The organism is Empedobacter sp. GD03865 (assembly GCF_029840775.1).
Taxonomy (GTDB): Bacteria; Bacteroidota; Bacteroidia; order Flavobacteriales; family Weeksellaceae; genus Empedobacter; species Empedobacter falsenii_B.
This window is the reverse complement of sequence record NZ_JAOCDF010000007.1, coordinates 69,601-82,491: the sequence shown is the minus strand read 5'-3', so window position 1 is coordinate 82,491 and position 12,891 is coordinate 69,601. Positions and strand designations below refer to the sequence as shown.

General features: G+C 30.4%; 11 protein-coding genes. 6 read left to right on the top strand and 5 right to left on the bottom strand.

What is annotated here, in order from left to right; all coding sequences use genetic code 11:
* Nucleotides 1–26: 26 nt before the first annotated feature.
* The 3 genes from N5D46_RS04525 to N5D46_RS04515 all read right to left on the bottom strand — a co-directional run bounded on the left by N5D46_RS04525 (nucleotide 27) and on the right by N5D46_RS04515 (nucleotide 1,501).
* Entirely contained in the window at nucleotides 27–293 is a 267-nt protein-coding gene (locus N5D46_RS04525) for a hypothetical protein (RefSeq protein ID WP_148098210.1), read from the bottom strand.
* A gap of 66 nt (nucleotides 294–359) precedes the next feature.
* Nucleotides 360–1,001: a hypothetical protein gene (locus tag N5D46_RS04520; protein WP_180904712.1), complete on the bottom strand. Its 642-nt coding sequence runs from the start codon at nucleotides 999–1,001 to the stop codon at nucleotides 360–362.
* Complete coding sequence (locus tag N5D46_RS04515; protein ID WP_038337221.1) at nucleotides 1,001–1,501, bottom strand: sigma-70 family RNA polymerase sigma factor; 501 nt, start codon at nucleotides 1,499–1,501, stop codon at nucleotides 1,001–1,003. The genes N5D46_RS04520 and N5D46_RS04515 overlap by 1 nt, the downstream gene beginning before the upstream one ends.
* 326 nt (nucleotides 1,502–1,827) lie before the next feature.
* Here N5D46_RS04515 and N5D46_RS04510 point away from each other — a divergent pair, with 326 nt between their 5' ends.
* Genes N5D46_RS04510 through N5D46_RS04500 form a run of 3 tightly spaced genes read left to right on the top strand, consistent with a single transcriptional unit; the run spans nucleotide 1,828 to nucleotide 5,381 of the window.
* Nucleotides 1,828–2,520, top strand: a complete 693-nt coding sequence (locus tag N5D46_RS04510) for a succinate dehydrogenase cytochrome b subunit (protein WP_125349257.1) — start codon at nucleotides 1,828–1,830, stop codon at nucleotides 2,518–2,520.
* 17 nt (nucleotides 2,521–2,537) lie between these two features.
* Complete coding sequence (locus tag N5D46_RS04505; protein ID WP_125349258.1) at nucleotides 2,538–4,550, top strand: fumarate reductase/succinate dehydrogenase flavoprotein subunit; 2,013 nt, start codon at nucleotides 2,538–2,540, stop codon at nucleotides 4,548–4,550.
* Between the two features lie 60 nt (nucleotides 4,551–4,610).
* Nucleotides 4,611–5,381 (top strand): succinate dehydrogenase/fumarate reductase iron-sulfur subunit, encoded by a 771-nt coding sequence (locus N5D46_RS04500; protein WP_038337216.1) that lies wholly within the window; start codon nucleotides 4,611–4,613, stop codon nucleotides 5,379–5,381.
* Between the two features lie 640 nt (nucleotides 5,382–6,021).
* On the opposite strand, the gene htpG is transcribed toward N5D46_RS04500, so the two are convergent.
* Nucleotides 6,022–7,899 carry a molecular chaperone HtpG gene (gene htpG / locus N5D46_RS04495; RefSeq protein ID WP_219034494.1) on the bottom strand — a complete coding sequence of 626 codons (1,878 nt, stop codon included), beginning with the start codon at nucleotides 7,897–7,899 and terminating at the stop codon, nucleotides 6,022–6,024.
* Nucleotides 7,900–8,109: 210 nt separating this feature from the next.
* Between htpG and N5D46_RS04490 the strand changes: the two genes are divergently transcribed.
* Complete coding sequence (locus N5D46_RS04490; RefSeq protein ID WP_280049284.1) at nucleotides 8,110–8,961, top strand: DUF72 domain-containing protein; 852 nt, start codon at nucleotides 8,110–8,112, stop codon at nucleotides 8,959–8,961.
* Nucleotides 8,962–8,997: 36 nt separating this feature from the next.
* Entirely contained in the window at nucleotides 8,998–10,497 is a 1,500-nt protein-coding gene (locus N5D46_RS04485) for a DUF6770 family protein (RefSeq protein ID WP_280049283.1), read from the top strand.
* A gap of 14 nt (nucleotides 10,498–10,511) precedes the next feature.
* Here the strand turns inward: N5D46_RS04485 and N5D46_RS04480 are convergent, their stop codons facing one another.
* On the bottom strand, nucleotides 10,512–11,771 hold the full coding sequence (locus N5D46_RS04480; RefSeq protein WP_115001083.1) for a M48 family metalloprotease: 1,260 nt from the start codon (nucleotides 11,769–11,771) through the stop codon (nucleotides 10,512–10,514).
* A 118-nt stretch (nucleotides 11,772–11,889) separates the two neighbouring features.
* Here N5D46_RS04480 and N5D46_RS04475 point away from each other — a divergent pair, with 118 nt between their 5' ends.
* Nucleotides 11,890–12,861, top strand: a complete 972-nt coding sequence (locus N5D46_RS04475; RefSeq protein WP_219034325.1) for an N-acetylornithine carbamoyltransferase — start codon at nucleotides 11,890–11,892, stop codon at nucleotides 12,859–12,861.
* Nucleotides 12,862–12,891 lie beyond the last annotated feature (30 nt).

Genomic DNA, 12,891 nt, shown 5'->3' with positions numbered 1-12,891 from the left:
AAAAAATAAGGTGGTTTTTTCTGAAATTAAATTGCGTAGGGCGGTGCTCGAAGACTTTTTTGAGTAAGTAATACAGCTTGTTTTACACGAGTTGTGTAAAGTGTTTTATCTTTTTGGATAAATGATTGTGACCATTCAAATAACTCAATTTCTGAATCATTTTCTATAAAATGTTGATTGAAATGGCAAATTGTACAGCTATGATCGTGTACGTTAGAGAATTTGTCTTTCAGCTCTTTGTGCTCTTTATTTAAAGCATGATCCAATATATGCGCAGACTGATACACTGTCATAAACAGTGAAATTGTAAGCATGATATATTGGATAAATTTTTTCATTCAGTTTACAAAAATAAGATTTTATTTCATTTCTTTCAACTCTTTCATGTTTTGTTGAAGTTTTCTTAAAAATAAAAAATAAATAATTCCATAATAAACCGTTCCTATAATCACAATAAAAGCAACAGCAGTTATTATTGCAATCCAACCATAAACAGCAGCATTATTCGCAATTGGTTGTATATCATTGGCATGTTTTGCTAAATAAATAGATTGGCCTAATTCGTAATAGAATGGGGCAGAGGAAACAATTAAACTTAAAACGGTGAAAAGAATAAACAAGTTCACCAATCGACGAAATGAAATAATGTTTTTCATCAAATCGACAACAGATTGATTAAGATCTATTTTCTTGAAATAACGATAAGCCATCACCAAAAATCCAAACGTAATCACAATACTAAAAACGGAAGCGATTTCGTAATTATTAATCGTTTTTTCTTCGACTAATGTTTTGACTTCATTATTAAAAAAATTTTTTCCTGAAATTAAAACATATAAATTATAGACAAGAAAAAGGATAAATTCGCAAAAAGTGAATATAAATAACCATTTTATTGTCGTTGACGATTTTTTCTTCAACATTTGAAAAATTTGATTTTGATCAAACTTTTCTTCTTCCTTTATGGAACCCCAAATTGATTTTAAGTCATCTAACTCCATTATTGTTCCATTTTAGACATTATTTCTTTTAATTTTATCTTTACTCTGTTCATTTTTACCCGAGCATTAACTTCTGAAATTCCTAAAGTTTCAGCAATATCTTTATAAGGTAAGTCTTCCAAAAATAGCAGTACCAATGCACGTTCTACGTCGTTTAATAATCTAATTGCTGCGTATAAAAGTGTGATACGCTCTTCTAAAAATTCGTCTTTGTCATCAGATTTTAAGTTTAAAAATTGAGCTTCATTAAAATCAGTTTCACTGGATTTTGTTTTTTTTCTAATTAAAGTAATTGCTGTGTTCAAGCTAACACGATACATCCATGTACTAAATTTTGAATCTCCTTTGAAGGAATCGTAAGAGCGCCATAATTGCAATACAATTTCCTGAAATAAATCGTCATGAGAATCCTTGTCGTCTGTGTAAATACGACAAACCTTGTGGATAATTCCCTGATTTTTCTCGACTAATTCAGTAAATATTTTTGCTTTATTATTCAAACTATTATTCTGTTGCTCTTTATTTGTAGTAAAAAAAAGAATAATGTTACAACTAAAAAAATAAAAAATCCTCTTATAGAAATATAAGAGGATTAACCTAACTAACTTAAACCTATGAAAAGTTGTTCTACTTTTCTACTGCAAGTATAGAAATTAATTATTTATTAAGCAATAAAAATTTAGAAAAATTGTTAAAAATGTCTTAATTAACTAAGAATGATTCTAAACTATTGAAATCTGTTAACGAAATGATATAATTCATTGTGATTAGAGCAACGGGATGATTAAATTTGTGGAAATATCTAAAAAATTAAACGAATTGCTTTATGGCAAATGAATCATTACTAAAATCGTCGATTGGTAAGAAGTTCGCGATGGCGCTTTCAGCGTTATTTTTGATCGTGTTCTTGTTACAACATTTCGTGATTAATGCATTATCTGTTATTAATCCGAATGGGTTCAATGAAGTTTCGGCTTTCATGAGTGATAACCCTTTTATCCAATATTTAATGCAGCCTATTTTATTAATTGGTGTTGTATACCACTTTGTAATGGGGTTTGTATTAGAAGCGCAAAACAAGAAAGCGCGTGGACCAGTTGCTTATCAAAAGTATAATGGTGCTGCAAATGCTTCTTGGATGTCAAGAAACATGTTAGTTTCTGGATCTGTAATTTTAATTTTCTTATTATTACACTTGTATGACTTTTGGGTTCCTACAATTACTGATCACTACATTGCTCCAAATCCTGAGTTTGCTCAAGGAAATTACTTTATGGATCATTTAAACCACGTTTTCACATTAGAAGGTGCTTTAAGTTTTGTAAGATTAGTAATTTACATTGTTGCATTTGTATTTTTATCATTACACTTACAACATGGATTTGCATCAGCATTCCAATCTATTGGTGCAAGACACAACAAATACACTCCAGTAATTGTTGCTTTCGGGAAATGGTATTCAATTTTAATTCCAGCAGGTTTCATTATCATCGCTGTTTACCATTTTTTTGTTAAATAATTAAATAATATCAAGAAATGAGTATATTAGATTCAAAATCTCCACAAGGAGATATCGCACAACAATGGAGCGAACACAAAGCACACTTAAACTTAGTGGCTCCAAATAACCGTGATAAAATTGATGTTATTGTTGTAGGTACTGGTTTAGCTGGTGGTTCTGCAGCTGCTACTTTAGCAGAGTTAGGATATAAAGTAAAAGCTTTCTGTTATCAAGATTCACCACGTCGTGCGCACTCTATTGCTGCACAAGGGGGGATAAATGCTGCTAAAAATTATAAAGGAGATAACGACTCTATCTACCGTTTATTTTACGATACAATCAAAGGTGGTGATTACCGCGCTCGTGAGTCTAACGTTTATCGTTTAGCGGAGGTTTCTGGTAATATTATCGACCAATGTGTAATGCAAGGGGTTCCTTTTGCACGTGATTACGGTGGGTTATTAGATAACCGTTCTTTTGGTGGGGTACAAGTATCTCGTACTTTCTATGCGAAAGGTCAAACAGGACAACAATTATTATTAGGAGCTTATTCAGCAATGAATCAGCAAATCCACTTAGGGCACATCCAAATGTACAACCGTCACGAAATGTTAGATATTGTACTTGTAGATGGTAAAGCTCGTGGTATTATCGCTCGTAATTTAATTACAGGTGAAATCGAAAGACATTCTGCTCACGCAGTAGTTATTGCTACTGGTGGTTACGGAAACGTATATTTCTTATCTTCTAATGCAATGGGTTCTAACGTAACTTCAGCATGGAAAATTCACAAAAAAGGTGCTTATTTTGCTAACCCTTGTTATGTACAAATTCACCCAACTTGTATTCCAATCCACGGAACAAATCAATCTAAATTGACTTTAATGTCTGAATCTTTACGTAACTCTGGTCGTATCTGGGTTCCTAAAAAGAAAGAAGATGCTGAAGCAATCCGTGCTGGTAAGAAAAAAGCAGTTGATATCAAAGAAGAAGACAGAGATTACTACTTAGAAAGACGTTATCCTGCATTTGGTAACTTAGTTCCTCGTGACGTTGCATCTCGTGCTGCAAAAGAGCGTTGTGATGCTGGTTATGGTATTGAAGCAAATGAAACTGGAGAAGGAGTTTACTTAGATTTTACAGATGAGATCAAGAAAAAAGGTCGTGAGGTTGCTTTCGCAAACGGAGATCAAAATCCATCAGATGCTGAAATCGAGAAATTAGGTAAAAAATGGATTGAGGAGAAATATGGTAACTTATTCCAAATGTATTGGAAAATTACAGATGAGAATCCATACGAAAATCCAATGCGTATCTATCCAGCAATTCACTACACAATGGGTGGTGTTTGGGTTGACTACAACTTACAATCAACAATTCCTGGATGTTTCGTAGTAGGAGAAGCTAACTTCTCTGATCACGGAGCTAACCGTTTAGGAGCTTCTGCATTAATGCAAGGTTTAGCAGATGGTTATTTCGTATTACCTTATACAATTGCAGATTATTTATCAGCAGATATTCGTACAGGTAAAATTCCTACAAATACGCCAGAATTTGATGAAGCTGAAAAGGCTGTTAAAGACCAAATTCAACATTTCTTAAGCAATAAAGGAACTAAAACTGTAGATAGTTTCCACAAACGTTTAGGAAATATTATGTGGAACAAAGTAGGTATGGCTCGTAATGCTCAAGGTTTAAAAGAAGCGATTGCTGAAATTGCTGCTTTACGTGAAGAATTCTATCGTGATGTAAAAGTTCCTGGTGATGCTAACGAAATGAATACTGAGTTAGAAAAAGCTGGACGTGTAGCTGACTTCTTAGAATTAGGACAGTTAATGGCAATTGATGCTCTTAACCGTAATGAGTCTTGTGGTGGTCACTTCCGTGAGGAGTACCAAACAGAAGAAGGTGAAGCAATGCGTGATGATGAAAACTATACTTATGTTGCCGCTTGGGAATATAAAGGTGATGATATCAACACTGAGGTTTTACACAAAGAGGAATTAAATTACAAATATATCGAGCTTAAAACTCGTAGTTATAAATAATAAAATCATTTTGCTTGATAACAAACTTTCAAGCAAAATGTCAAAATATCATATAGAATTATGGCATCATCAAAAACAATCAGCATCACGCTGAAAATTTGGCGTCAAAAAAACGCTAATGCTCAAGGAAAAATGGAAACATATTCCTTAAAAGATGTTTCTACTGATTCTTCTTTCTTAGAAATGCTTGATTTATTAAACGAGCAATTAATAGAGGAAGGAAAAGAGCCAGTTGCATTCGACCACGACTGTCGTGAAGGTATTTGTGGTATGTGTTCTTTATTCATCAATGGAGAAGCGCACGGACCAGATAGAGGTGTTACAACTTGTCAATTACATATGCGTATGTTCAAAGATGGTGAAACGATTTACATCGAACCATGGAGATCTGCTGCATTCCCAGTAATCAAAGATTTAATTGTAGACCGTTCATCTTTCGACCGTATCCAACAAGCTGGTGGTTACATCTCTGTAAATACATCAGGACGTACAGTAGATGCAAACAATATTCCAGTAAACAAAATGCATGCAGATGAAGCGTTCGACGCTGCAACATGTATTGGTTGTGGAGCTTGTGTTGCAACTTGTAAAAATGGATCTGCAATGTTATTCGTAGGAGCTAAAGTTTCTCAATTCGCATTGTTACCACAAGGACAAGTAGAAGCTGCTCGTCGTGCTCAAAAAATGGTTGCACAAATGGATTTAGAAGGTTTTGGTAACTGTACAAATACAGGAGCTTGTGAAATCGAATGTCCAAAAGGAATTTCTTTAGATAACATTGCACGTATGAACCGTGAGTATTTATCTGCAAAAATTGTATCACAAGAATAATAACATTCTGATATATATTAAAAGAGCGACATGTTTGTCGCTCTTTTTTTGTTATAATAATTGCAAAAAAAAAAAGGATTTCAATCTCTTGAAATCCTTCCCAATGTCAAATTCTTTCTTCTGAATAAGTCCATTGTAACTTGTTCTTTTTAAATGATTATAAAAAAGAATTTTTATAAATAGAACAAATATCTATTGTAAATAATAAATGAAATGTACTCATATATGAGAGACTATTAATCCTATGCAATAACTATGAGCAAAATCGATTTAAAAAGAACGTCTAGGGAAAAAAGGATTTCAATTTCTTGAAATCCTTCCCGAAATTTTTGATAATGATTTGAATTAATTTTCACCTTATTATGAAAATTCTCTGTCGGCTTAAAAATTTCGTTATTTTGTGGAAAAACAACTATTAATTTTAATGTTCTGTTTCAAAACAACTAAAGTATTTTGAAGTCCTGAACGAATAATTATTAATTCCTTGATGTAAAATTAATGACAAAAATCATGTTTTGCAAATTATTTCAGATTAATTTTAAAAGTTTAACACATCAATAAATCTATTTAGAAATAAAAAATCCAGCACATTATGTGCTGGATTTTAAGTTTAAGATTACTAAAATATAGTGTTCTGAGATTATTTAATGTTCTTAAAACTTCTATTGATAAAATTTGTTAATTCTTTACCTTTTAACAAACCTTGCGATAATTTTGCTAGATCTAATGCTTGATTAATCAACGCTTCTTTTTCTTCTTTCGAATCTTTAGCTAAAATTTCTGTTGCTAAATCCGAGTTTGCATTCACAACAACATTATACATTTCAGGGAAATTACCCATTCCAAACATCCCAGCTCCGCCAGAAGCTTGCATATCTTTCATACGACGCATAAATTCTGATTGCGTAATGATGAAAGGTGCATCTGTTCCAGATAAATCTTCTAATTGAATTGTATATGATTTATTGTTGATTGATTCTGTGATTTCAGTTTTCAATTTTTCTTTATCATCATCAGATAATTTGGAAATTTTAACTTCATCTTTTTCAATCAAATTATTGATATGATCCGCATCAACACGAACAAATGTTACATTTTCTTTTGTAGATTCTAACTTCTGAATCAAGTGAGAAGAAATAGGAGAATCTAATAAAATTACTTCGTAACCTTTTTCTTTCGCAATTTGTATGTATTGATCTTGTCCATCAACATCAGACGCATAAAGAATTACTAATTTTCCGTCTTTGTTGGTTTGATTGTCTTTAATCGCAGTATTTAATTCATCCCAAGTAAAATATTTACCATCAACTGTTGGATACAATGCAAATTTGTCAGATTTTTCGAAGAATTTATCTTCCGAAATCATTCCATATTCAATTACAACTTTAATATCGTTCCATTTTTGCTCGTAATCTTCACGATTTTGATTCATTAATGAAGACATTTTATCCGCCACTTTTTTCGTAATATGTGCCGAAATTTTCTTCACAGCTCCATCAGCTTGTAAGTACGAACGCGAAACATTCAATGGAATATCTGGAGAATCTATCACACCACGTAATAACATCAAGAAATCAGGAACAATTCCTTTCACTTCGTCTGTTACAAATACTTGATTTTGGTATAATTGAATACGATCTTTATCAATATTGATGTTGTTTCCTAATTTTGGGAAGAATAAAATTCCAGTCAAATTAAATGGATAATCAACATTTAAGTGAATATGGAATAAAGGTTCTTCGAATTGCATTGGATACAATTCTCTGTAGAAATTTTGATAATCTTCGTCAGACAATTCTGATGGCGCTTTTGTCCAAGCCGGATTTGTATTATTGATAATATCATCAACTTCGATTTCCTCTGGTTTAGCATCTTCAGCAGCACCTTCTGGTAAAGGAAGTGTTTCTTTTTTCGTTCCAAATTTGATCGGAATTGGCATGAATTTATTGTACTTAGTCAATAATTCACGGATTTTCCATTCTTCTAAAAACTCTTTCGAATCTTCAGCAATATGTAAAATAATTTCAGTTCCACGTTCAGTTTTATCAGAATTTTCTAAGGTAAATTCAGGAGAACCATCACATGTCCAATGAACTGCTGGCTCGTCTTTGTATGATTTTGTAATGATTTCTACTTTATCCGCAACCATAAATGCAGAATAAAAACCTAAACCAAAATGTCCGATAATTCCGTCTGCATCTTGGTGTTGATTAATAAATTCTTCTGCACCAGAAAAAGCAACTTGATTGATGTATTTTTCAACTTCATCAGCTGTCATTCCCAAACCTTGGTCAATAATATGTAAAGTATTATCGTCTTTATTGATTTTTACTTCAATTTTTGGATTTCCGTATTCTACTTTTGCATCACCAATACTTGTTAAATGCTTTAATTTCAGGGTTGCGTCAGAAGCATTCGAAATCAACTCACGCAAAAAGATTTCGTGATCGCTGTATAAAAACTTCTTAATTAATGGAAAGATATTCTCTACCGAAACATTAATATTTCCTTTATTCATCGTTATTGTATTTTTTATTTTTAATAATTAGTTTTTCTTGTAAATAGTCTAAATCATAAGATTTATTGACGAATTCTAAATTTCAAAAGATATTCCAAATGAAATTTTTCTGACATTTTGTCGTAAAATAGATCATGAGAACTGCTTATAATTGCTTAATTTTCGTTCAAATTTAGAAAGATGAAATTCGGATAAGTAGAAAACCCAGAATTGGTTAATTTTACATTGCCAAAAACGCCAAAAGAAACGATTGATTTGTTGAATAAAGCTGATAAATCAGATAATTTCGAAGTATATGTAGGCTGTGCAAAATGGAATAAGCAAGATTTGAAGAATTTTTATCCGCCTAAAACAAAAGATGAATTGAGTTATTATTCAAAGCAATTTAATAGTATCGAGCTAAATGCGACATATTATCGTTCGCCAAGTAAAGAAAATGTCGAAAGTTGGGCAAATAAAACTCCAAAAGATTTTAAATTTTTCCCGAAAATTCCACAAAGTATTAGTCATTATGGACGATTGCAAAATGTGACAGATAAATTGAATCAATATTTGGATGCAGTTGCGTTATTTGAAGAAAAATTAGGAATGATTTTCTTACAAATGCACGAAAATTTTGCTCCAAAAGATTTTGAAAAATTAGAAAATTTCATTCAAAATTTTCCGAAAGGTTATCCGTTAGCTGTAGAACTTCGTCATGAAGATTGGTTTTCGAACGAAGAAAATTTTAATCGATTGGTTTCGTTATTAGAAAAGCATAACATTTCAAATATTATTGTTGATACAGCGGGTAGGAGAGATATGGTGCATATGCGATTGACTTCGAATGAAGCTTTTGTGCGTTTTGTTGGAGCAAATATTCCATCTGATTACGAGCGTTTGGATGAATGGATTGAAACAATTAAACTTTGGAAAGCAGAAGGTTTGCAGAAATTGTATTTCTTTATTCATCAAAATTTAGAGTTAGAATCGCCAATGTTAGCCAAATATTTTATTAAGAAATTAAACAATGATTTAGATTTAGATATTCGTGGTCCACAAGATGAATTGACGTTGTTTTAGACGTTTAAGATTATTAGAAATTATTTTAAAAACTATATGAAAAAATTTTTATTTGTACTACTTACATTTATTACTCTCACTTTTTCTTTTGCTCAAGTTCAGAATTTGAAAGAATTGTCAACTGGGGTTTTAGAGCAATCTTCTCGACTTAATGACAACGATGGAAATGTAATTGGATATGCATTCATTTTCAACAAAGGATTAATAAAAGAAGATAAATTTGTTCAATACGAATATGTATTGTTAGACAATAATTTGAACAAAATTACGAATGGAGACTTTGAGCTTCGTAACATTGCAAAGTCAATTTATAGTTTTACAGGAATAGAATTTTTGAAGCAAAAATTGTATATCAATTCAAAATTATACCATGCTAAAAGTTTTGGAGAATATGGAAATATTTTGATGAAGCTTGATTTGAAAACAAATAAAAGTGAAGATGTTATGTTTTATAGAAATGGTAGTTATACTTTGTTTTCTGAAGTTGAAAGTTTTGATAAGATGAAATTTTTAAACACTTCAATGTATTCTGCCAATGTATTTAAAATATATAAAGACGAAAATCAAGTTTATTATGTTGATTTTAAGATTGGTTTCGAAAATCTTTTAGAAAGTATAAATATTTATAACGATAATTATGAGAATACTTTTTCTTATGTAATTGATAAAAAGATGAGAAAAGATGGATATAAATTTGAGTTAGGAACTTTTAAAAATGATCAATTAGTTTTATTGCAAAAAAAGAATGACGAATCTTCTGGATTTAATAAAATAGGAGTGGAAAGATTGTTAACGTATGATTTAGCTGATGGGAAAAATACATCAAATATTGTATATAGTTCAAAAACTAATCGAAACGGAATTTATGTTTTTCCTGAGATGGAAATACAAAATGATAAACTACTTGTAATTGGAGAAATAAAAGAATCTTCAGAATATGCGATTCCATTCTCTAGATTTGGACCAACTATTGGATTGATACGAACAATTTATGATAATGTAGGAAAGCAATTGTTAGAAAAAAGAATTAACTACAGCGAAATATTTTCTGATATTGGTTTTAAAACGTTAAGAGATAATGATGGTTATCGCTATGCTTTGTATGAATTTTTTAATTATAATGATAATTCGTTTACGGTTTTATTAGAAAAGCAAAAAGGAGATAATAGCTTTACCGTTATTAGATCTACAGATTATATTATCGCTAATTTTGATAGTAATGGGATTTTTAAAAATCATATTGTACTAGAAAAATCGAAACAAAAAATGTTTGATAGTTATCTTTTTTCTCAAGAAAATAAAACTGAAAACGAAGTTTTGTTTTTTTATAGTGAACAAGATAAAAATGATAAAAAAGTTTGGAATTTAATTATCAATAAACTTAAAAATGGCGTGTTAACTCAAGATAAAATGCCTTTCAAAACAAAGGAAACAAGTATGCGTTTTGGTAAAGCTAAATATGGTTATATTTTTATTAGTGAATATAATAAAGATGAAAAAGAAAGCTCAGTTCGAATAGAAAAATTAAATTTATAAAAGGAAAAAAGCAACTAATTAGTTGCTTTTTTTGTATAATGTTCACCAATATTTTTTAATTCGTCATTAGTCAAACTCCATAAGAAACTGAGTAACTTTTGCTTATTAATATTTTTATCATTTGCATCAACTTGAGCAACATGTTTATTAAACTTCAACGATTTTCGACTTTCATATAGTTTACTGAAAATCATTCCAATATATTTGTCTAAATATGTTCTATTCGAATGATTTTGCTTCTCATACATCAACTCCAAAAGTGCAGTTGTATATTCTTTATTGTGAATATAATTTTCGTAATAATTTTGGATTTCTTTTGCTTTAATATTTTCAAATTCTGCCGAAGGAGTTACATTTTGTTTCGTAAAATCTTCTTGAAAATTATTCTGAATCCAATCTAATCGATCTTTCAAATTTGGATGTGTACGAATAGAATCTTTATCAATATATTCAGTAAAATTTAATCCTTCGAACAATGAGTTTTTTTCTATTTTAATCGATTTAGGATTGAATTTTTGTTCAGGCAAATCAAATAAATAAGCATAGATAGAATCATCAAGTATAAATTTATCGCTTTGATCAAATTCTTCAATTTTCTTTAAAAGATGAAAATATTCGCTTTTAGGATAATTAAGATTTTTATATAAAATGTATCCCAAACTATCAGCAGAAATCTCTTTCTTGCGTGATTGTTCTGCTAAATCATATTTTTTTTGAATAACTTCATTTTGAGATTTAATCAATTTTAAAAAATCTTGTCGCTTGATTGACTTAATTTCACGTTTAAAATCTTTCTCAAATTCAGCATCTTGTTCTATTGCTAATCTTGTGTGATTTAATTGATTGTGAGCAATCTCATGACAGATTACTGCTGCAAATTGAAATTGATTATCTAACAAATTAAACAAACCAGATTCTATAAAATATACATTAAAACCAAGTGAAGAAGCATTTGGAATATTAGATTTTATGATATAAAATTTATTTTTATTTATTTGTAATTCAGCGTTTTTAGAAATGATTTGATTAAAAATATTTTGAGTAAATTTCTGATAATCATTATCTAATACGTAATTATTTTTAGTATAATTAAGAGAAATTCGATGTTCTAAAAATTCAAAATAATTTTCATATTCTTTTCTTTCTTCTTTTGAATTGAAATTACTAAGAGTTGATTTTATATTTTTAATATACTTAGAATCTAATTCCTTTGTTTGTGGATAAACAGATTGTATTAATAATAAGTAAGAGAAGAAAAGTATAAAGTATTTCATTCTATTTTTTGAAAAAGATTAGTATATAATTCTCACAAAAATATACAAATAATTCTTTAAACCTCGATTGTTTCAACTAATTTTGCAGAACAAATAAAACAAAAGATTCTTCTCAATTATGAAACAATTTACTTCGGTTTATGATGTAGAAAACATCGACGAATTACTAAAAACAGCCTTAGAAATTAAAGCAAATCCTTTTGCTCAACAAGAAGTTGGTAAAAATAAAACAGTTGGTTTAATTTTTTTTAATCCAAGTTTACGTACACGTCTAAGTTCTATTAAAGCGGCTTATAATCTTGGAGCAAATGCTTGGGTTTTGAATGCTGGAGCAGATTCTTGGACATTGGAAATGGCTGATGGTGCTGTGATGAACGGAGATTCGCAAGAACATATCAAAGAAGCAATTCAGGTAATGAGTGCGTATTGTGATGTTTTAGGCGTTCGTACTTTTCCGAAATTAGTAGATCGTGATGAAGATTATAACGAAATCATGTTCAATAAAGTAAAAGAATTATCTTCTGTTCCTGTTGTGTCTTTGGAAAGTGCAACATTACATCCATTACAATCTTTTGCTGATTTAATTACAATTGCAGAAAAAACGGGTTATACGCCTGGGACAAAACCTGAAAAGAAAGTGAAAGTTGTGATGACTTGGGCGCCGCATCCACGTCGTTTGCCACAAGCTGTTCCGAATTCTTTTGCGCAATGGTTTTCTAAAGTAGATTGGGTAGATTTTACAGTTGTACAACCAAAAGGTTTGGAGTTAGATCCAAAATTTACTGATGGAGCAACGATTGCTTATGATCAAGATAAAGCGTTGAAAGATGCTGATTTTGTTTATGCAAAAAACTGGTCTTCTTATGAAAATTATGGTGAACCGAATGAAGGTGATAAGGATTGGGAAGTGACAATGGAAAAAATGAATTTGACAAATAACGGAAAATTTATGCATTGTTTACCAGTTCGTCGCAATGTAGTAGTATCTGATGAAGTTTTAGATTCTGATCGTTCTATCGTAATTGATGAAGCAACGAACCGAATTTTCTCAGCTCAAACCGTTTTCCACGAGATTTTGAAAAATAAGTAGTAAACTACAATATAAAAAAGGCTTAAAAAT

Bases quoted from the DNA above. Each gene is read 5' to 3' on its own strand.
- N5D46_RS04525 (WP_148098210.1), bottom strand. From the start codon at position 293: ATGACAGTGTATCAGTCTGCGCATATATTGGATCATGCTTTAAATAAA.
- N5D46_RS04520 (WP_180904712.1), bottom strand. From the start codon at position 1,001: ATGGAGTTAGATGACTTAAAATCAATTTGGGGTTCCATAAAGGAAGAA.
- N5D46_RS04510 (WP_125349257.1), top strand. From the start codon at position 1,828: ATGGCAAATGAATCATTACTAAAATCGTCGATTGGTAAGAAGTTCGCG.
- N5D46_RS04505 (WP_125349258.1), top strand. From the start codon at position 2,538: ATGAGTATATTAGATTCAAAATCTCCACAAGGAGATATCGCACAACAA.
- N5D46_RS04500 (WP_038337216.1), top strand. From the start codon at position 4,611: ATGGCATCATCAAAAACAATCAGCATCACGCTGAAAATTTGGCGTCAA.
- htpG (WP_219034494.1), bottom strand. From the start codon at position 7,899: ATGAATAAAGGAAATATTAATGTTTCGGTAGAGAATATCTTTCCATTA.
- N5D46_RS04485 (WP_280049283.1), top strand. From the start codon at position 8,998: ATGAAAAAATTTTTATTTGTACTACTTACATTTATTACTCTCACTTTT.
- N5D46_RS04480 (WP_115001083.1), bottom strand. From the start codon at position 11,771: ATGAAATACTTTATACTTTTCTTCTCTTACTTATTATTAATACAATCT.
- N5D46_RS04475 (WP_219034325.1), top strand. From the start codon at position 11,890: ATGAAACAATTTACTTCGGTTTATGATGTAGAAAACATCGACGAATTA.